Annotated in this window: 19 protein-coding genes and 1 pseudogene; 7 read left to right on the plus strand and 13 right to left on the minus strand. The window is 69.3% G+C overall.

All coding sequences use genetic code 11. The features are described 5' to 3' along the window. Together C4T78_RS12460 and C4T78_RS12465 are read left to right on the plus strand one after the other, a co-directional pair. Entirely contained in the window at nt 1–1,533 is a 1,533-nt protein-coding gene (locus C4T78_RS12460) for an amidohydrolase family protein (RefSeq protein ID WP_235863801.1), read from the plus strand. 122 nt (nt 1,534–1,655) lie between these two features. Further along, nucleotides 1,656–2,486 (plus strand): right-handed parallel beta-helix repeat-containing protein, encoded by an 831-nt coding sequence (locus tag C4T78_RS12465; RefSeq protein WP_093357353.1) that lies wholly within the window; start codon nt 1,656–1,658, stop codon nt 2,484–2,486. Nucleotides 2,487–2,550: 64 nt separating this feature from the next. On the opposite strand, the gene C4T78_RS12470 is transcribed toward C4T78_RS12465, so the two are convergent. Next, nucleotides 2,551–3,348: an SGNH/GDSL hydrolase family protein gene (locus tag C4T78_RS12470; protein WP_093357354.1), complete on the minus strand. Its 798-nt coding sequence runs from the start codon at nt 3,346–3,348 to the stop codon at nt 2,551–2,553. Nucleotides 3,349–3,939: 591 nt separating this feature from the next. Between C4T78_RS12470 and C4T78_RS12475 the strand changes: the two genes are divergently transcribed. The 3 genes from C4T78_RS12475 (at nt 3,940) to C4T78_RS12480 (ending at nt 7,082) form a co-directional block, all read left to right on the plus strand. Then, nucleotides 3,940–5,514 (plus strand): sodium:solute symporter family transporter, encoded by a 1,575-nt coding sequence (locus C4T78_RS12475; protein ID WP_177247767.1) that lies wholly within the window; start codon nt 3,940–3,942, stop codon nt 5,512–5,514. Between the two features lie 22 nt (nt 5,515–5,536). Next, entirely contained in the window at nt 5,537–5,668 is a 132-nt protein-coding gene (locus C4T78_RS36780) for a putative transporter small subunit (protein WP_211841151.1), read from the plus strand. Nucleotides 5,669–5,729: 61 nt separating this feature from the next. Next, nucleotides 5,730–7,082 (plus strand): trimethylamine monooxygenase, encoded by a 1,353-nt coding sequence (locus C4T78_RS12480; RefSeq protein ID WP_093357357.1) that lies wholly within the window; start codon nt 5,730–5,732, stop codon nt 7,080–7,082. Between the two features lie 158 nt (nt 7,083–7,240). Here C4T78_RS12480 and C4T78_RS12485 read toward each other — a convergent pair whose 3' ends face one another. From C4T78_RS12485 to C4T78_RS12500, 4 genes are read right to left on the minus strand one after another with little or no spacing between them, the layout of a single operon-like run. After that, on the minus strand, nt 7,241–7,432 hold the full coding sequence (locus C4T78_RS12485) for a DUF397 domain-containing protein (protein WP_093357359.1): 192 nt from the start codon (nt 7,430–7,432) through the stop codon (nt 7,241–7,243). 7 nt (nt 7,433–7,439) lie between these two features. After that, nucleotides 7,440–7,622 (minus strand): DUF397 domain-containing protein, encoded by a 183-nt coding sequence (locus C4T78_RS12490; protein WP_235863802.1) that lies wholly within the window; start codon nt 7,620–7,622, stop codon nt 7,440–7,442. A 15-nt stretch (nt 7,623–7,637) separates the two neighbouring features. Beyond that, nucleotides 7,638–7,811, minus strand: a complete 174-nt coding sequence (locus tag C4T78_RS12495) for a DUF397 domain-containing protein (protein ID WP_093357360.1) — start codon at nt 7,809–7,811, stop codon at nt 7,638–7,640. Beyond that, nucleotides 7,808–8,656, minus strand: a complete 849-nt coding sequence (locus C4T78_RS12500) for a helix-turn-helix domain-containing protein (RefSeq protein ID WP_093357361.1) — start codon at nt 8,654–8,656, stop codon at nt 7,808–7,810. The genes C4T78_RS12495 and C4T78_RS12500 overlap by 4 nt, the downstream gene beginning before the upstream one ends. A 418-nt stretch (nt 8,657–9,074) precedes the next feature. Here C4T78_RS12500 and C4T78_RS12505 point away from each other — a divergent pair, with 418 nt between their 5' ends. Further along, nucleotides 9,075–9,314, plus strand: a complete 240-nt coding sequence (locus C4T78_RS12505; RefSeq protein ID WP_093357363.1) for a hypothetical protein — start codon at nt 9,075–9,077, stop codon at nt 9,312–9,314. Between the two features lie 482 nt (nt 9,315–9,796). Here the strand turns inward: C4T78_RS12505 and C4T78_RS12510 are convergent, their stop codons facing one another. From C4T78_RS12510 to C4T78_RS12545, 8 genes and pseudogenes are all read right to left on the minus strand, one after another. Beyond that, nucleotides 9,797–11,458 carry an ABC-F family ATP-binding cassette domain-containing protein gene (locus C4T78_RS12510; protein ID WP_093357364.1) on the minus strand — a complete coding sequence of 554 codons (1,662 nt, stop codon included), beginning with the start codon at nt 11,456–11,458 and terminating at the stop codon, nt 9,797–9,799. A gap of 159 nt (nt 11,459–11,617) precedes the next feature. Next, entirely contained in the window at nt 11,618–12,148 is a 531-nt protein-coding gene (locus tag C4T78_RS12515) for a GNAT family N-acetyltransferase (RefSeq protein ID WP_218161719.1), read from the minus strand. Nucleotides 12,149–12,200: 52 nt separating this feature from the next. Further along, complete coding sequence (locus C4T78_RS12520) at nt 12,201–13,202, minus strand: proline racemase family protein (RefSeq protein ID WP_093357365.1); 1,002 nt, start codon at nt 13,200–13,202, stop codon at nt 12,201–12,203. Continuing rightward, entirely contained in the window at nt 13,202–14,086 is an 885-nt protein-coding gene (locus C4T78_RS12525) for a dihydrodipicolinate synthase family protein (RefSeq protein WP_235863803.1), read from the minus strand. The genes C4T78_RS12520 and C4T78_RS12525 overlap by 1 nt, the downstream gene beginning before the upstream one ends. 134 nt (nt 14,087–14,220) lie before the next feature. Then, nucleotides 14,221–15,612, minus strand: coding sequence for an NAD(P)/FAD-dependent oxidoreductase (locus tag C4T78_RS12530; protein WP_093357368.1), 1,392 nt, complete (start codon nt 15,610–15,612; stop codon nt 14,221–14,223). Next, nucleotides 15,609–15,863, minus strand: a pseudogene (locus tag C4T78_RS12535) ((2Fe-2S)-binding protein); the annotation flags it as partial. The gene C4T78_RS12530 and the pseudogene C4T78_RS12535, both read right to left, overlap by 4 nt. 95 nt (nt 15,864–15,958) lie before the next feature. Further along, nucleotides 15,959–17,167 carry an NAD(P)/FAD-dependent oxidoreductase gene (locus C4T78_RS12540; protein WP_093357370.1) on the minus strand — a complete coding sequence of 403 codons (1,209 nt, stop codon included), beginning with the start codon at nt 17,165–17,167 and terminating at the stop codon, nt 15,959–15,961. Between the two features lie 202 nt (nt 17,168–17,369). Beyond that, nucleotides 17,370–17,963, minus strand: coding sequence for a helix-turn-helix domain-containing protein (locus C4T78_RS12545; protein WP_093357372.1), 594 nt, complete (start codon nt 17,961–17,963; stop codon nt 17,370–17,372). A 157-nt stretch (nt 17,964–18,120) separates the two neighbouring features. Between C4T78_RS12545 and C4T78_RS12550 the strand changes: the two genes are divergently transcribed. Beyond that, nucleotides 18,121–19,371 (plus strand): D-arabinono-1,4-lactone oxidase, encoded by a 1,251-nt coding sequence (locus C4T78_RS12550; RefSeq protein WP_093357373.1) that lies wholly within the window; start codon nt 18,121–18,123, stop codon nt 19,369–19,371. Nucleotides 19,372–19,380: the final 9 nt, after the last annotated feature.

Consider the following 19,380-nt stretch of genomic DNA (forward strand, 5'->3'; position numbering starts at 1 on the left):
GTGTCCGGTCAGCACGGTGAAGCCAGGTCGCAGCACGATGCCGATCCGCTGGTGGCGTCCCCAGCCACGGCGAAAGGTCTTGGACAGGCACCACCGAGCGACAGCGGCGGCCGGGAGCGCCGCTACGTCATCCGAGGCGGGGCGGTGATGTCGATGGACCCGAACGTGGGCGACTTCGAGGTCGCCGACGTCCTGGTCGAAGGCAAGAAGATCGGAGCGATCCGACCTCGCATCCACGCCCCGGGAGCCGACGAGATCGACGCCAGGGGGCGAATCGTCGTGCCGGGTTTCGTCGACACGCACCACCACCAGTTCGAGACCGCGCTGCGCGCGTTCCTCGCCAACGGCCTGCTGATCAACGACGGATCGGGCTCGCCGAACGCCGATCCCTCGTACATCGAGTACGTCCTGCAGCGGTTCGCACGCGCCTACCGACCGCAGGACGTGCACATCAACACGCTGTTCGCGGGACTCTCCCAGCTCGACGCCGGCGTCACCACCGTGCACGACGTCTCCCAGATCCACCACTCCCCCGACCACACCGACGCCGCGGTCCAGGCGCTCATCGACACCGGGCGGCGTTCCGCGTTCGGCTACTTCGAGGGCGACGGCCGCGCCGGATCGCGCTACCCGCAGGACGCCCACCGCATCAGGAACCAGTGGTTCTCCTCCGACGATCAGCTGGTGAGCATGGTCATGGGCGGGGAGATCCATCAGCCGCCGGAGGTCTACACCCGTTCCTGGGGCATCGCCCGCGAGCTGGATCTGCCGATCGCCGCGCACGCCGTCTCCGGCGCGGGTCACCGGCCGATCATCGACGACCTCGCGCGCGGCACCGGCGGGGTCGGCAACGACATCGGCTTCGGCCCGGACGTGCTGCTCATCCACATGACCGGCATGTCCGACCTGGCCTGGCAGCGAGCCCGCGACGCGGGCGTGCACGTCTCGCTGGCCTTCCCCATCGAGATGCACATGCGCCACGGCGTGCCGCCCATCCTCAAGATGCAGGAGCTCGGCATGGAACCCTCCCTCAGCTCCGACGTCGAGACCACCATGGCCGCCGACCCCTTCACCCTGATGCGATCCGCTCTGACGATGCAGCGCATGGTGGTCAACCAGATGGTCCTCGAACAAGGCGATTTCACGCCTCCCGACGAATGGCCGACCCCCGCGCCGGACACCCCGTCGCTGCTCACCGTTCGCGACGTCCTGCGCTACGCGACGGTGAACGGCGCCGAGCACCTGCGCCTCGACCGCAAGGCCGGTTCCCTCACCCCCGGCAAGGAAGCGGACATCGTCCTGCTCGACGCCACCGCCCTCAACGTCGCCCCGCTCAACAGCGTGCCGGGAGCCGTGGTCACCCTGATGGACCGCACGAACGTCGAAACCGTGATCGTCGCGGGCAAGATCCGCAAGTGGAAGGGCCGCCTGGTCGACGCGGATCTGGACCGGTTGCGCCAGGAACTCGAAGCGTCCCGGGATCACCTCTTCCGCGCCGTGGGCATCCGGCAGGACCTGTACGCCTACAGCTGAGCCCGCCGACGGCCCCCGGTGCCTTCGCGCACTCACCGGCCGACCGCCTGAAAACCACTTCGCGGTGCGCCGTGCGCTGCTAGTTTTGCTGCCGAGACCGGCTTACCGCGCAGCGAGGATCCATGCCCCGGAAACTCCGAGTAGCACCTGGCGAGCACAACGCGTTCGCCACGATCCGCGAAGCGCTGGCAGCCGCCGGGCGCGGTGCGATCATCTCCATCGCTCCCGGCAACTACCCGGAACCTCTCAGCATCCGGCGCAAGGAGGTCACCCTCACCGCGGTCGAGCCCGGCACCGTCGAGATCGCCGATGCCCAGCGCAAGAGCGCCGGGATATCGGTGGAAGACTCCACAGTGGAGCTCGACGGGCTGGTGGTTCGCTCGGCGGGGAAGCCTGCCATCGAGATCTCCGGCGGGGAGGCGAGGATCCTCGGCTGTTCGGCATCGGCGGGAAGCGGAACCGGCGTGGTGGTCCGCGACGACGCCGACGCGACCGTCCGCGACACCGACATCGCGGACTCGCGCAACGGGATCCTGATCACCGGCGACGAGTTCGTGCGGAAGCGTCCTGGGGTGACGGTGGAGGGCTGCTCCGTCCGCGACGTCGCCGAAGATGCCATCACGGTACGCCGAGGCGCGAGCGCGCTGTTCCGCCTCTGCACCGTCGAGTACGCAGGTGGCCGCGGAATCCACCTCGACGGCGCCTACAACGTGACCGTCGAGCAGTGCGAGGTCACGCGTTGCTCGGGCACCGGGATCGAAGTCCGCTCCGCTCAGACCACGCTCCGCGAGTGCTGGGTGCACGACCTGGACGGCATCGGCATCGTCTGGGGCGAGCAGGCCGGCGGCGTCATGGGCTCGTACCTGGTGGAGAACGCGGCCGAACCCGGGATTCTGCGGGAGTTCCACTGGCAGGGGCAGATCCAGGTCCCCACGCCCAGCCGGACGCTCTGACGGCCCGCACGCGAAAGGGGTGGCGAGTTCGCGTGGAATCGCCACCCCCGGTTTCAGGGTTCGGTCAGCCGGTGACGGAGTTCAGCACCGGGAGGTAGCCCTTGGCGTAGCCGTCGACGTTCGGGTGGAAGGACTCCACCAGCGGGTTGCTCGGGCCGTTGATCCACTCCTCGCCCGCGCAGACGCCGTGACCGTCGAAGGCGTCGCGGGTGTCGGCGTAGGTGAACCCGGCGGCCTCGGCGCGCTCGGAGATCACCCCGGCCAGCACGTCGGAGCCGTCGTTGATCCGCTGACGCTTGGCGTCGGAGAAGAACGGGATCCCGCAGCTGCCGAGCGAGGTGAGGCGCGGGTAGCCGAGCACCACGACCTTGGCGTTGGGCGCGGCCTCGCGGATGTTGGCGTAGGTGGTGTCGAGCTTGGCGGGCAGCTCGTTGCGCGCCTTCTCCTCACCCGCGCCGACCGCGGAGTCGCACTTCTCGTCCGTGCCGAGCAGGCAGTCCTGGATGACGCTGGCGAAGCCCACGTCGTTGCCGCCGATCGAGATGGTGACCAGCGTGGTGTCCGCGCTGAGCCCGTCGAGCTGGTTGGCGTTGACGTCATCGGTCACCGCACCCGAGCAGGCGGCGAAGTTGAAGTCGGTGACGCCGTTGGCATCGGCCCAGAGCTGGGCGTAGGCCTTGGGGCTGCGCAGGCAGTCCCCGCTGTCCTCGAAGTATTCCCGGGAGCCGACTCCGGAAGCGTAGGAGTCGCCCAGCGCTGCGTAGTTCTCAGCGGCGGATGTCGCGAACGCCGGTGCGGCCAGCATGGTGCTCGCCGTCGCCACCACCGCCGCGGCACCGACGACGTGCCGTAAGTGACGCATTCTTCCTCCGATCGGAGATCGAAAAACGTCACCATTCAAGGAGAAGATCAGCGGAATCCGGAAGAATTGGCGAATACCCGCCAGTAACGGCTCGGATGGCACAGAAATCCATCGGGCAACAGCCGCCAACCGGGCTAACTCATTCCCATCACCACCGGGCCGCGCCCGCCGCGGCGCCGACCGCTCCGGCGCACGGCCAGCACGGGAGAACCTTGGCCCGGCCGAGCGCGCGGAAAGGGCCCTCCCGCCGGATCACCGAGCGAATCGAGAACCGATTTCCGATCACCCTGGGTGATCGAATCCGAACCCCGCGAATTCCTCCTTGTCGAGAGCTCGGCGAAAAAGCGATTTAAACGTTACCCCTTTTTCCGCGATGCGGAAACGACCAGCGCACGAGTTGTGGCAAAAGTTACTTTCAGGTTCATATCTCCCGAAATTTCGTATAGGCCTGTTGGCGTCGCGAATTTTCCAGCGGCCTTTCCGGCCGGGAAATTCGCGCGAGCGGAAAACGAATTCGGAGGAGTAGTGTTTCAGCTCAGTGCGGTGGCGACCGCTCTGTTATTGATCGCATTCTACGGACTCACGTTCCTCATGACGCTCTCGATCCGGGAGAAGAAGGAGAACGTGGACGGGTTCATGGTCTCCAACGGCGCGGTGGGCTTCGGCATCTCCGCCGCGAGCATGACCGCGACCTGGGTGTGGGCCGCCTCGCTCTACGCGTCGGCCAGCTCGGGCTACACCTACGGCTTGTCGGGACCGATCCACTACGGGCTCTGGGGTGCGCTGATGATCCTGTGCATCTACCCGTTCGGCCGGCACTTCCGCCGGGTGGCGCCCAAGGCCCACACCCTGGCCGAGGTGATGCACGCGCGCCACGGCCGTTCCAGCCAGCTGATCCTGGCGGTCTCCAACATCGTCGGCAGCATCATCAGCCTGACGGCGAACTTCACCGCGGCCGGCGCGCTGATGGAGATCCTGACACCGTTCAGCTTCCTGCACGGCGTGCTGATCGCGGCGGTGGGCGTGCTCGCCTACACGCTGTGGTCCGGGTTCCGGGCCTCGGTGATGACCGACTTCGCGCAGCTGGTCGCGATGATGCTGGCCGCGGCGCTCATCGTGCCGATGGTGTACTTCGCGACCGGCGGCACCGACATGTTCGACCAGGGCTTCGCCCGCCTGACCGACGAGCAGGCGAACTTCTTCTCCGGTGAGGCGTTCCTGGAGCAGGGCGGCCCGTACCTGGCCGCGGTGCTGGCCTACGCGATCGGCAACCAGACCATCGCGCAGCGGCTGTTCGCGGTTCGCCAGGACCGGATCAAGAGCACCTTCATCACCGCGACCCTCGGCTACGCCGGAACGGTGATCGGGCTGGGCATGCTCGGCCTGCTGGCGGTGATGGTCGGCCTGCAGCCGCTGAACGGCGACATGAACAACATCATCCCGCAGATGGCCTCGGAGTACCTGTCGCCGGTGATGATCGGCCTGCTGTTCATCATGGTGATCGGCTCGCTGTCGTCCACCGCGGACTCCGACCTGGCGGCGCTGTCCTCGCTGGTGATGACCGACATCTACGGCAAGAACCTGGCTCGTGGCAAGGCGAATCCGCAGACGATGCTCTACATCGGACGCATCACTATGATCGCGGCCGCCGCGCTCGGCGTCATGTTCGCGGTGTCGAACTTCAACATCCTCGACCTGCTCGTGTTCGTCGGAGCGCTGTGGGGCGCGCTGGTGTTTCCGGTGATCGCCAGCTTCTACTGGGACCGGATCACCAACCTGGCGTTCACCGTCTCGGTGGTCGTCGCGCTGGGCTTCTTCCTGGTGGCCCGCTTCGAGCTGCTGCCGCTGACCGGCGTCGTCGCCGTCGTGATGGAGTTCGCCGCGGTGATCGGCGGAGCCGTGGTGTTCGGATTCATGGCCTTCGGCCTGTTCGGCAAGCAGGTCGGCTTCACCGTCGGCGCGATCGCGGGCGTGGTGCTGTTCCCGCTGATCATGGGCTTCCTGCGCGAGTACCCGACGCTGCTCGGCTCGCTGGTCTCCTACGGCGTCAGCACCGTCGTGTGCGTCGCGATCAGCCTGACCAACAAGGAGCGCTTCGACTTCGCGCTCATCAACGAGCGGGTCACCGAGTTCCAGCTGAAGGACAAGCAGGAAGCCGCCCGCTGACCCGACGAACGGAGCACGTGCCATGAGCAACCTACTTCTGGCCGCCTACATCCTGGTCTGGCCGGCGTTGACCGCGATCGTGCTGATCGTGCTGTGCGTGGCGGTGGCCAAGGACCACCGGCAGGCGAAGAAGAACAACCGCTCGGTCGTCTGACCGTTCTCCGCTTCTCACATCGGGCGGGAGAACCGCCCTTCCCAACCAGCATTGGAGATCCATGACGTCCCGCGTTGCTGTGATCGGCGCCGGCCCCAGCGGCCTGTCCCAGCTCCACGCCTTCGAAGAGGCCCGCAAGAAGGGCGCCGAGGTGCCCGAACTGGTGTGCTTCGAGAAGCAGAGCGACTGGGGCGGGCTCTGGAACTACTCCTGGCGCACCGGTCTCGACGAGTTCGGCGAGCCCGCGCACGGCAGCATGTACCGCTTCCTGTGGTCCAACGGGCCGAAGGAGTGCCTGGAGTTCGCCGACTACACCTTCGAGGAGCACTTCGGCAAGGCCATCCCGTCCTTCCCGCCCCGCGAGGTCCTCGCCGACTACATCCTGGGCCGGGCGAAGAAGAACGACGTGCGGCGCTTCATCCGGTTCAGCACCGCGGTGCGCTGGGTCAGCTACGACCCGGCCACCGAGCAGTTCACCGTGACCGTCGAGGACCTGACCCGCAACGAGACCCGGCGCGAGGTGTTCGACCACGTCATCGTGGCCACCGGTCACTTCTCGGTGCCGAACGTGCCGCACTACGAGGGGTTCGAGTCGTTCCCCGGCCGGATCCTGCACTCGCACGACTTCCGCGACGCCCGCGAGTTCGCCGGGCAGGACGTGCTGGTGATGGGCAGCAGCTACTCGGCCGAGGACCTGGCGCTGCAGAGCAAGAAGTACGGTGCGAAGTCGGTGACGATCAGCTACCGCACGGCCCCGATGGACTTCAAGTGGCCGGAGGGCGTCGATGAGGTCCCGCAGCTGGTGAAGCTGGACGGCGACGTCGCCCACTTCAAGGACGGCTCCACCCGGCGCATCGACTCGATCGTGCTGTGCACCGGGTACAAGCACCACTTCCCGTTCCTGGCCGACGAGCTGCGGCTGCGCACCAAGAACGTGCTCTACCCGGCGAACCTGTACAAGGGCGTGTTCTGGCTGGACAACCCGAAGCTGATGTACCTCGGGATGCAGGACCAGTTCTACACGATGACGCTGTTCGACGCGGAGGCCTGGTACGCGCGCGACTACGTGCTCGGCCGGGTGTCGCTGCCGTCGCGCGAGGAGATGTCCGCCGACATCGACGAGTGGGTCGAGCGCGAGTCGACGCTCACCGACGACGCCAGGATGATCGACTTCCAGGCCGACCACGTGGCGGAACTGCTCGCGGACGTGGACTACCCGCAGTTCGACCTGGACCTCACCCGCAAGCTCTTCCGCGACTGGGAGCACGACAAGCAGGAATCCATCACCGGCTACCGCGACCGAGGCTTCCCGTCGCCCTGCACGGGCACCGAGGCCCCGATCCACCACACCCCGTGGTGGGAAGCCATGGACGACTCCCTGGAAACCTTCCTGAACACCCCGAAGCAGAGCTGACCTCGTCCACCTGAACTTGGCTGAACGAGAACAGTTTTGACGAGTGAAGGGCATCTTTGACCGACTTACCCGGTCAAAGATGCCCTTCCCCTCTCACTCGAACAGGGGTCGTGAGTGCGAAACAGGGCTCCAGCAAGGTTTCCCACTCACGACCACGCTCACCGCTCGAAGCGTCCCGCCTTGACAGCGCGGACGAAAGCGATTACATCGACGTCGAGGCGCGGCCCGTCGGGGTCCTTCGAGTCCCGGATCAGGCCGGGTGGGCTCGACAGCTCCACGCAGGTCTGGAGGTTCTGGCTTCGGCTGGACTTCCGCCAGCAGCGCACAGGCGCTTCTTCTCCGAGATTCATTGCCAGATCACCTCCCGAAGCGGCCGGTTCTGACCGCCCGCAAGAAGGTCGCCACGTCGACTTCCAACACCGGCCCGTCCGGATCTTTCGAGTCCCGGATCAAACCGGGAGGGCTGGACAACTCCACGCAGTGGGTCTCCTGGCCGCTGTAGCTGCTCTTCTGCCAGCGCTGTGACATGGTCTCGCTCATGTGTCGCGATCACAGTCACGCTTCGAAGCGACCGGACTTGACCGCACGCAGGAACGTTTCAACATCCGCCCGCAGGGTTGGGCCGTCCGGGTCCTTCGAATCCCGGATCAGGCCGCGCGGGTTGGATAACTCCACGCAGTTTCCGTTGGCGTTGGAGTAGCTAGACTTCCGCCAGGTGTGCCCCATCATTCTTCCTCCCACTTCGAGATGGCTCTCTCGATTCGAGCCACCGACTCTGCTTCGTCGATCGCGATCTCGCGGAGTCGGTCAACGGCCTTCCGGTACTCGGCGACGTCATGCTCCGTCGGAATGAATGCCCCTGAGCTGTGGTGCTCGAAGTGCACGACAGGAGAGGCGTCCGGGAACTCGTAGACGACGAACGGGCCTGCCCAGCCGGGATGCCACCCGATCCCCTGGGGCATCACCTGCACCAGCACATTCGAGCGCTTCGCCATCTCGGCCAGATGACGAAGTTGGTCGAGCACAACGCCATCAGGGCCAATTGGCTCGTAGAGCCCAGCTTCACCGATCAACGCGTGGAAGCTCACTGGACTTCTGCGGGTGAGCACCTCGCGGCGGCTGACGTTGAGCATGACGCGCAGCTCCACATCAGTCTGCGGCAACCCTGCCGCTTCCTTGATCGCGCGGGTGTAGTCCGAGGTTTGGAGCAGGCCTGGGATCACCATCGGCGACCACTCGACGATGGACGAGGCCGAGCGCTCGCACTCGACCACGCCCGCCAGTTGCTGCGGAATTCCGTTCATGCCGACCGTGAGCCAGTTCGGTTCGGCGACGTTCCGCGCCAGGTCCAAGATTCTCTCGCGTTCGCGCGGCGAGATCCGCAGCGCGGTGAGGATCATCGCGACGTTCTCGACGTTGGGTACGCGGTGGCCGTTCTCCCAGTGCGAGATCTGGGTGTGCGACAGCTCCAGATGTCTTGCCAGCTCGCGGGACCCCATGCCGTTCGTCAGCCGGGCTTCGCGGAGAGCTGCCGACAGTGCCCTGGCACGCGGCGTACCTGCGGTTGCGGGCATGCACCACATCCTATCGGTTGACCTGCGCAAACAGATCACCCGATTAGATCACTAGTGGTGCACCCCGGCAACCAACCACGCTGATGTCTACGCAACCAGTGGCAAGAATCAGAACCAGGGAGGCAGCGGATGTTCGGTGTTGGGGTTTGGCCTCGGTGGTTGCCTTCGCCGGGGTTGCGGTCGTTGGAGACGCACTTCGTCGATCGGCCTGGCGGGAACGGGGCCTGCGGGGCCGTTGTCATGTGGGCCGCCGTGGGGCATCCGACCACCACCCGGCCGCACTGCTGGGTCTGCGAGCGGGTCGCCTCGGGTGTTCCGGCTCGCAGCGCCAAGCGCGGGCCCGCGGGGCTTCGCGGCCAGGGATGCGCCAAGCGGTCAGCTCGTTGAGAATCCACTTCGGACGATTGGAGGACGCATCGTGTTCTGGCTCCAGTTCGGCACTCTCGTCGCCATCAACGTCATCATCTTCGCGATGCTGCTCTTACCGTCGTCCCACCGGCAGCACGGGGCTTCCGGCGACGGCTCCCACGACGTGTGGCGGCTGATCGGCGACGTCGAGGCCGAACGCGCCGCCGAGTACACCGGCCGCCACCGGCTGCGCGAATGGCCCGGTGACACCGCGCCGCTGCCCGGATCCGGGCAGCCGAGGACTTCCTGACCGGGCCGGCGCGTCGACTCCCTCCCCGACAGCGCGCCGGTCCTCCCGGTAGCCGGGCCCTGCCCCCGACCCGGCCCGGCTACCGGGCCCCGTCCTCGACGGCAAGCACGATTCCGGCAGGGCGTTCTCGGAAACTGGGCCTGCCCGGGGCCAGACGTGGACTGAGGACCTCCGCACCCGCGAAGGCCCTCAGTCCGGAACACCTGCTCGAGTTCAACGAGCGTCTTTCGCACTTCTGAACTCCGCCTTACTCCTAAGGATCTGGCGGGTCTCAAGACCACGAACGTCCTGGCGTTGGACGATGCATCCCACTCGGGGCCATCTCCACGGCCCCCGGCTGACCGAACTCTCAGTCGTTCAACCGCACTTTCAGTAGACACCCGCCCGACCCGCGCGTCAATGGAAAAAGACCCTCTGAGCTGCACAAATCCAACTTTCTCCGGCGAATCCGAAGCGCGTTGCCCGCGTTCGGCCCCACCTGGCTACCGGGCCTCCTCCTGCCACACCGGTTCCGCCGACTCCCGCACCCGGCCGTCGGCGTGGAAGACCAGGAATCGGTCGAAGGAACGGGCGAACCAGCGGTCGTGGGTCACCGCCACCACCGTTCCGTCGAACTCGTCCAGGCCTGCTTGCAGGGCGTCCGCCGAGACCAGGTCGAGGTTGTCGGTCGGCTCGTCCAGCAGCAGGAGGTTCGCGCCTTCCAGTTCCAGCAGCAGGATCTGGAACCGGGCCTGCTGGCCGCCGGAGAGCGTGTCGAACGGCCGCTGGGCCGCCTGCACGATGTCGTAGCGGGCGAGCAGGCGGCTGGCCTGCTCGCGGGTCATGCCCGCACGCCGCTCACCGCCGCCCATCAGCAGTTCCAGCAGCGTGCGCCCGGCGAACTCCGGGTGCTCGTGGGTCTGCGCGAACATGCCCGGCACCACGCGCGCGCCCAGGCGCGCGAGGCCGGTGTGCGCCACCGGGGTCAGCGCCTCCTGGTCCGGCACCGGGACGTCGTCGCTGCCGCCGCGGGCCAGCAGCCGCAGGAAGTGCGACTTGCCGGTGCCGTTCGCGCCGAGCACCGCGATGCGCTCGCCGTAGCGGATCTCGCTGGTGAACGACTTGGTCAGCCCGTCCATCGCCAGGTCCTCGCAGACGACCGCGCGCTTGCCGGTGCGCCCGCCCGCCAGCTTGACCTGAACGCGCTGCTTGCGCGGGACCGCCTCCGGCGGACCTGCTTCCTCGAACTTGCGCAGCCTGGTCTGCGCCGCTTGGTAGCGGGCGGACATGTTGTCGTTGTAGGACGCCTTCTGCTTGAGCGTCTGGACCAGCCGCACCAGCTTCGCGCGGTCCTCGTCCCAGCGGCGGCGCAGCTCGTCCAATCTGGACGTCCGGTCCTCGCGCGCCTGGTCGTAGGTCGCGAAACCACCGCCGTGCACCCAGGTCCGGTTGCCCACCGCGCCCAGCTCCACCGTCACGATCCGGTTCGCCGTGCGGTGCAGCAGCTCCCGGTCGTGGGTCACGAACAGCACGCTCTTCGGCGTCTCCCGGATCTGCTCCTCCAGCCACTGCTTGCCCGGCACGTCGAGGTAGTTGTCCGGCTCGTCGAGCAGCAGGACCTGGTCCGGGCCGCGCAGCAGCGCCTCCAGCGCCAGCCGCTTCTGCTGGCCGCCGGAGAGCTTGCGCAGCTCCCGGAAGCGCGCCCGGTCGTAGGGCACGCCGATCGCGGCGGTGCAGCAGACGTCCCAGAGCACCTCCGCGTCGTAGCCGCCCGCGTCGGTGTACTCCGCGATCGCCTCGGCGTAGGCCAGCTGCGTCGCGTCGTCCTCCTGCTCGATCAGCCGGTTCTCGGTCCGCTCCAGCTTCTCCGCCGCCGCGCGGAGCCTCGGCGGAGCCAGCGAGACCATGAGGTCGCGCACCGTCGAATCGTCGCGCGCGTGGCCGATGAACTGGCGCATCACGCCGAGCCCGCCGGAGCGGACGATGCTGCCCTCGGTCGGCGCGAGATCACCCGACACCAGGCGCAGCAGCGTCGTCTTGCCCGCGCCGTTCGGGCCGACCAGCGCGGCCTTCGCCCCGTCGCCCACCCGGAACGAGACGTCGTCGAGCAGCACCCGCCCGTCCGGCAGGACGTAGTGCACCTTCTGCAACTCAACGTGCCCCATGGCAGTCGTCTCCCCCTGGCTCCGCAGAAGTCCGTCAGGTCATCAGCACGGCCGGCGCGACCGCGATGTCCCGCGCCCGTGCGGGTACGCAGCGGAAGCTATCACGCCTGTGATAGTGGCCGCGAACCATTTTCCTGCGGTCGTTCGCCCTGGTCGGAGCTACCAGAGGCCGCCTGCGCGGTGGTCGCAGGTGAGCTCGCCGGTGAGGTCCAGCGGCACGTCCACCGGCAGGACGAAGATGCTCCCGTCCTCCTCCGGCGTGCGCACGACACCGGCCGGAGTCAGCGCGGAGGTCGGGCCCCGCCAGCGCTGCCAGCCGCGGCCGGCGTAGAGCAGCGCGCCTTCGTCACCGGCGCCCAGCGCCCCGAGGTCGTAGGCACCGCGGACGACGCGCTCGATCTCCGCCATCAGCATGCCACCGATCCCCCGGCGCCGGTGGCTCCCGTGGACGCCGACCGCTTCGACGTACCCGGCGCGCAGCGCCCGGCCGTCGTGCAGCAGCTGCCGCTGGACCACCGACGCGTGCCCGATCAGGTCACCGCCCTCCCGGGCCAGCACGTGGACCCCGCCGAGGCAGTGGTCCCAGTCCTGCTCGGAGATCCCGTCGAAGGCGTCCTGGAGCAGCGTGTGAACGGCCTTGGTCGTGGTGGGATCCAGATCTGCGGTGTGCACGGCGAGGATGTCGATCACACCGACCAGCCTGGCAGCACCGGACCGGGCCCGCGACCGGTCGTCGCCGGGTTCAGAGGGTGAAACCGGTGGGGAACGGGTCGGTGGGGTCTAGCAGGTACTGGGCCGTGCCGGTGATCCAGGCGCGGCCGGTGATCGTCGGGATCACCGCGGTGCGGTCGCCCACCCGCGCGGTGTCCACCAGGCGGCCGGTGAAGCGCGTTCCGATCAGGGATTCGTTGACGAAATCGGTGTTCAGGCCGAGCTGCCCGCGCGCGTGCAGCTGCGCCATGCGCGCGGAGGTGCCGGTGCCGCAGGGGGATCGGTCGAACCAGCCGGGGTGGATCGCCATCGCGTGGCGGGAGTGCGCCGCGTCGCTGCCGGGTGCTTCCAGGTAGACGTGCTTGCACCCGGCGATCTCCGCGTGGAGCGGGTGCCGCGGGCGGCGCTGCCCGTTGATCGCGGCCATGATCGCCAGGCCCGCGTCCAGCATCCGCCCCTTCTCCGCCTTGTCGAACGGGATGCCGAGATCGGCCAGCGAGGTGATCGCGTAGAAGTTGCCGCCGAAGGCGATGTCGCAGCGGATCTCGCCGAGCCCGGGCACCGCCACCACCGCGTCCAGGTCGACGGCGAACGACGGCACGTTGCGGATGGTCACCGATTCGGCGTGCCCGCCGCGCACCGCGACCTCGGCCAGCACCAGGCCCGCCGGGGTGTCCAGCCGGACCTCGGTGACCGGCTCGGTCACCTCCACCATCCCGGTCTCCACCAGCACGGTGGCCACGCCGATGGTGCCGTGCCCGCACATCGGCAGGCAGCCGGACACCTCGATGTAGAGCACGCCCCAGTCGGCGTCCGGCCGCGTCGGCGGCTGCAGGATCGCGCCGCTCATCGCCGAGTGCCCGCGTGGCTCGTTGACCAGCAGCTCCCGGACGTGGTCCAGGTTCCGCAGGAAGTGCAGGCGCTTGTCGGCCATCGTCGCGCCGGGAATCTCCCCGACGCCACCGGTGATCACCCTCGTCGGCATGCCCTCGGTGTGCGAGTCGACCGCGCTGAAGTACCGCTTCGCGCGCATCAGCGCTCCTTCAAGTACTGCACGGCCCGCTGCATGTCGGCGTCGACCTGCGCGCGCATCTCCGCGGGCAGCGGACCGCGCGGCGGGCGGCACGCGCCGCCGCGGCGTCCGACGACCTCCATGCCGCGCTTGATCGCCTGCACGAACTCGGTGCGCGAATCCCAGCGGAACGCGGCCACCAGCGGCTCGTAGAGCGCCCGCGCGGCAGCCACCTCGCCGCGGCGGGCGAGGTCGTAGAGCTCGACGGACTCGGCCGGGAAGACGTTCGGGAAGCCCGCGAACCAGCCGCTCGCGCCCATCAGCAGCGACTCCAGCACCACGTCGTCGGCACCGGCCACGACGCTGAGGCCCGGCGCCCGCTCGCGGATCTCCAGCACGCGCCGCACATCACCGGAGAACTCCTTGATCGCGACGATGCCGTCGATCTGCGCGATCTCGCCCACCAGGTCGGGAGTGAGGTCGACCTTGGTGTCGATGGGGTTGTTGTAGACCATGACCGGCAGGCCCGCCGCCGCGACCTGCTCGAAGTGGTGCAGGATCTCGCCGCGGTTCGCGCGGTAGAGCGTCGGCGGCAGGCACAGCACGCCGTCCGCGCCGTCCTCGGCCGCCAGTTCCGCCCAGTACCGGGCTTCGTGCGCGCTGGGCGCGTGCACGCCGACCACGACCGCGGCCCGCTCCCCGACCGCTTCGATCGCGGTCCGGGCGACCTGGCGGCGCTCTTCCGGTGTCAGCGAGGAGTACTCGCCGAGCGAACCGTTCGGGCCGACGCCGCTGCAGCCGTTGTCCACCACCCACCGGCAGTGCTCGGCGTAGCTGTCGTAGTCGACGCGCAGACCGGCCGGGGCCGACGGGGCCTCGGCGAAGGGCAGCGCCGTCGCGACCACAACGCTGTCCCGCCACTCCGCGTTCTTCGGTGCCGGTTGCGTTCGGTGCCGATCTCGCGTTTTCGGGGTTTCTCGTGGCTGGGTTGCGCCAGCTGTGGTGCGGTTGGGCAGGTCTGGGGTTGGCACGGGATCGTTCATCTGCACTCCTCCGGGGTTCGGGCCAGGTCTGCTAGGCGGATCGGGGTGGCGATCGGCCGCCGGGAGGTCGTGTCGCGGTCGGGCAGCGGTTCGCCGATCAGCTCCTCGGCGAGTTCGGTGGCGGTGCGGCCGCAGATCCGGCCCTGGCAGTGACCGAGGCCGACCCGGCACAGCAGCTTCAGCGACCGGGCGCTGCGCGCACCCCGCTGCCGCACCGCCGCTTCCAGCTCCCGGTACGGGACCTCCTCGCACCGGCAGATCGTGGTGTCCGGGGTCAGCCAGCGCGACCAGCCGGAACCGATCGGGTGCGCCGCGGCCAGCGCGCGGGCGAACTCCCGTCCACTTCGGACCTCCCGGAGCGCTCGGCGCACCTGCGGCTCGACGTCGTCCCAGGTGGCGGCTCCGGCGTGCACGGCAGCGGCCGACCCGGCGACCACTCCTTCCGCGGCGGCGAGATCCGCTCCGCCGATGCCGGTCAGCTCACCTGCGGCGAACACGCCCGGCGTCGACGTCCGCTGGGCCGCGTCGACCGCGACGAAGCCGTCGACGATCCGGCACCGGGCGGACAGCGCCAGTTCCAGCCGCGGGACGAATCCGTGCCCGACGCACAGCGCGTCGGTCTCGATCCGCCGCTCCGAACCGGCGATCACCTGCCAGTTGCGGTCCACGTCGGCCACCTCGACCTCGCGAACCCGGTCGTCGCCGTGTGCTGCGATTACCGCCGTGCGGATGCGGTTGGGCACTCGCCCCGCGAACCTGGCCGCGTATCCGGCCAGCTCGCCGAGCTTGTGGAACCGCGCGGCCCGGGCGTGGCGCAACCAGGCGAGCGGGTTGCCGGACTCCAGCACAGCGCGGACCTCGGCCCCGACGTCGAGCAGGGCTTCGGCCACCGGCAGCAGGAACGGTCCGGTCCCGGCCACCACGGCACGGCGGCCGACCGCGATCCGCTGGCCCTTCGCCATCGCCTGCGCCGCGCCCGCGCTGTACACGCCGGGCAGATCCCAGCCGGGGAACGGCAGCACCCGGTCGTGCGCTCCGGTCGCGAGCACCAGTGCGTCGGCGCGCAGTGTCAGCGGAGTCCGTTGTGGCGCGTCCGCCGGTCCACTTTGGACGTGGATCTGGTCGCCCTCCAGCGCCCAGACCTGGCTGCGCGGCCGGTACCGGATGCGGGGCTGTGCCAGGATTTCGTCGCGGAGGGCGCGGAAAGTCCGCCGGCCGTGCCGGATCCGCCCAGGACGCCGGGCCGCGAACTCGATCGGCAGCTGACGGTGGAACTGCCCGCCGAGCTGCTCGGCGCCGTCCAGCAGCACCACTTCGGCACCGGCGCGTGCGGCCTGCACCGCGGCGTTCATCCCGGCCGGTCCTCCGCCGACGACCACCACGCTCACGAATCGCCTCCCAGTTCGGCCCCGTGCTGAGTCCGGATGACATCACCAGGCGCCACGGCCCGTTGGCACGCGCGGACGTCGGGCAACTGGTTCACCACCAGCAGGCAGTCGAAGCAGACACCGATACCGCAGAACAGGCCGCGCGGCTTCCCGCGCCGCCGCGTGCTGCGCCACGAGGTGCGGCCGATCGTCATCAGGACCGCCGCCACCGTCTGACCGGGTTTCGCGATCACCCGCGTCCCGTCGACTTCGACGGCGAACTCAGTCCCGCCTCTCCGCGAATCGCAGTGGTGGTCGCGCTCGGGGGTGTTCGTTCGGTTTCGCGGTTCCTTGTGGCTGGGTTACATCACGGCCCCCTGGGGTGCGGTTGAGAAGAGCTGGGCGATTCCTCCAGCAGGGCGGGGCGGTCGGCCCGGAACGGCGCCGGGTCGACCTGCGGGGCTCGGCCGGTCAGCAGGTCCGCGAGCAGTCGGCCGGTGGCCGCGGCCAGACCGACGCCCGCACCCTCGTGGCCGGTCGCGTGCCACAGCCCCGGCACGCGCGGGTCCTCGCCGATCACCGGGAGGTGATCCGGGGCGTAGGGGCGGAACCCGCCGTAGGCGCGCATCACCGGCACCCGGCCGAGAACCGGGAACAGCGCGGCGGCCTTGCGGGCTATCTCGCGCAGGACGCGGGTCCGGATGGTGTCGTCGAAGCCGATGCGCTCGCGGCTGGAGCCGATCAGCACGGTGCCTGCCCGCGTGCTCTCCACGACCGTGGAAGTCTGCAGGTCGGCCTCGCCGCTCTCCACCGCGCCGACGTAGTCCGCGTCGTAGACCTTGTGCCGCACGGTGCCCGCCGGAACCGGCGCCGTCACCAGGACCACGCCGCGGCGCGGGTGGATCGCGATCGGTGCTCCGCAAGCCCTGGAGAACTCCGCCGACCACGGGCCGCACGCGTTCACCACCGCGCCGCAGTGGAGGACTCCGCGATCGGTGCGCACGCCGGTCACCCTGCCGCCGGCTCCGCGCGTCACGCCGGAAGCGGTCGCCTTCCGCACCGCTCCACCGCGCTTCCGCACGGCAGCCAGCAGCGCGGACGCCGCCAGCACCGGCTGGACCTGCGCATCCTGCGGGTAGTGCACGGCGAGCGCGGTTTCGCGCGTCAGGTGCGGTTCGAGCTGGAAGGCCTCGTCCGGAGTCAGGATCCGCGCATCGACACCGGCCGCACGCTGCTCCGCCGCGAAGGCCTCCAGCGCGACAGAATCGTCCACTGTGGTCGCCGCGACGACACCGCCCTTGGCGTCCCACTCGAAATCAGCTGCGCCACCGAGTTCTTCGCGCAGCGCGTCCACCAGTTCCGGCCAGCGCTCCCGGCTCGCCAGCGCCAGCCGCAGCTCCGCGCCCGGCGGCTTGTCCGAGACCAGCACGTTGCCCTCGCCCGCCGCCGAGGTGCCCGCTGCGGGCGCGTGCCGGTCGAGCACCTGGACGACCAGCCCGGCGGAGCTCAACGCCTCCGCGCAGGCGGCGCCGACGATGCCGGCTCCGACCACCGCGATGTCCGGGAACTGAGCCATGCCCACCACCAAGTGTTCACTAAAATGAACACTCCCGACGCTAAGCCCCACCACGTACCCGGTCAACCCCCAACCCGGGGACGCAATTTCAATGGAAATCTCACGTGAGATTTCCATTGAAATTGCGGAGTTCCGGACACGCACCGGCGTGTCGTTCACCCGACACGCCGGGCCCTCGACCGCCTAGGCGAGGGACGGGCGCCTAGGCGAGGGACGGGTGGTGGCGGAGCACCGGGCTCTCCGCCTCGCTCGGGTACTCCAGGAGCAGCACCGAGGTCACCGGCCCGCCCACCGTCTCGTAGGTGTGCGGCCCCTGCGCCGGGAAGCAGACGTAATCACCAGGTCCCAGCTCGTACGGCGCGTCCGCCGGCCCCACCCGCAGCGTTCCCTCGGTGACCACCACGTGCTCACGGCCCGGGTGCCCGTGCGAGTGCTGGACCTCGCCCGGCCGCACCCGCTGGTCGTAGACCTCCAGCACCGCCGAGGTCAGGTCGAGGCGGCGCAGCATGCGCAGGTCGACGGCGTTGCTGCTGAGCACCTCCAGCCCGGCCGAGCGCACCAGCACCACGTCGGGCTCGGTCCGCTCGGTCAGCAGCGTCGACACCGGCACCTGCAGAGCGTTCGACAAACTGAACACCGTTTGGATCGTCGGGTTGCCGACCCCGGACTCCAGCTGGGACAGCGTGCCCTTGGCGATCCCGGAGCGCCGCGCCACCTCGGACAGCGACAGCCCCTGATCGGCCCGCAGCGCGCGCAGATTCGCCGCCAGCACCCCCACGGCCTCCAGCTGCGCCATCCGGCACCTCCCGACGAACGAACCCACCGGGCAGACTATCCACCGCACCCGATCGGCGTGCCACATCACCCGTCCTACCCTTTCGCCGCGCGCAGACCTGCGGAAACGTGTGCCAGGACCGACGAAACCCGCGCGCGAAGGTCACCGGAGGCGCCGCATGAGCCCGACCGACCTGCCGACCACCGACCGGATCTGGACCAACTGGGCGGGCAACCAGACCTGCACCGCCGCGGTGTTCGCGCAACCCCGCGACGAGGACGAGGTGATCGCGGCGGTCCGGCACGCGATCGGCCGCGGGCTCAACGTCCGGGTCGCAGGCGCCGGGCACTCGTTCACCCCGGTGGTGACCACCGGCGGGATGCTGCTCGACCTGACCCGCCTGACCGGCATCACCGCCACCGACCCGGACCGGCTGCGGGCATCGGCGCTGGCAGGCACCACCGTCGGCGACTTCGGCCCGCCGCTGTGGGAGGCCGGGCTGTCGCTGACCAACCAGGGCGACATCGACAAGCAGGTGATCGCCGGTGCCATCGCCACCGGCACGCACGGCTCCGGCATCGACCTGCCGAGCTTCTCCGCGGCGCTGCGCCGCGTCCGGCTGGTCGACGGCAGCGGCGAGGTCGTGGAGATTGACGAGTCCGATCCGCGGCGGCTGCGGGCCGCGCAGGTGTCGATCGGCGCGCTGGGCGTGGTGCTGGAGGTCGAGCTCGCCGTCTCCCCCGCCTACCACCTCACCGAGGAGATCAGCTACCGGCCGTGGCAGGAGATCGCCGAGGCCTGGGACGAGCTGATCGTGCGGCACCGGCACTTCTCCTTCTTCTGGTGCCCCGTCGACGAGTCCGTCGACCTCTACCAGCTGCCCGCGCCCCCGGACCAGCCGATGGCCGACCACTGCTACGTCAAGATCTACGACGAGGTCGAGGTCACCGAGCCGGACGGCATCGTCTCCACCACGGGACACCGGGTCGACCGCGCCTACCGCATCTACCCGGGCGGCTACGACACGCCGTTCCACGAGATGGAGTACATGGTCCCCGCCGAGCACGGGTTCACCGCGGTGAGCGCGATCCGCGAGCTCATGCGCACCGAGCACCCCGACCAGCGCTACCCGATCGAAGTGCGGTGGACCGCCGCGGACGAGGCCTACCTGTCGCCGAACCACCGGCGGGCGACCACCGTCATCTCCGTCTCCGGCGCACCCGGCACCGACTACTGGCCGTTCCTGCGCGCCGTCGACGAGCGGTTGCGGGAGTTCCGGGCGCGGCCGCACTGGGGCAAGCTCCACTTCATGACGCGGGAGCGGATGACCGAGCTGTTCGACGAGTTCGGCACCTTCCTCGACGTGCGGCGGGAACTCGACCCCGACGGCACGTTCCTCAACGACCACCTCCGCCCGCTGCTCGGCTGAGCCGGGGCA

The organism is Saccharopolyspora kobensis (genome assembly GCF_900108315.1).
Taxonomy (GTDB): domain Bacteria; phylum Actinomycetota; class Actinomycetes; order Mycobacteriales; family Pseudonocardiaceae; genus Saccharopolyspora; species Saccharopolyspora kobensis.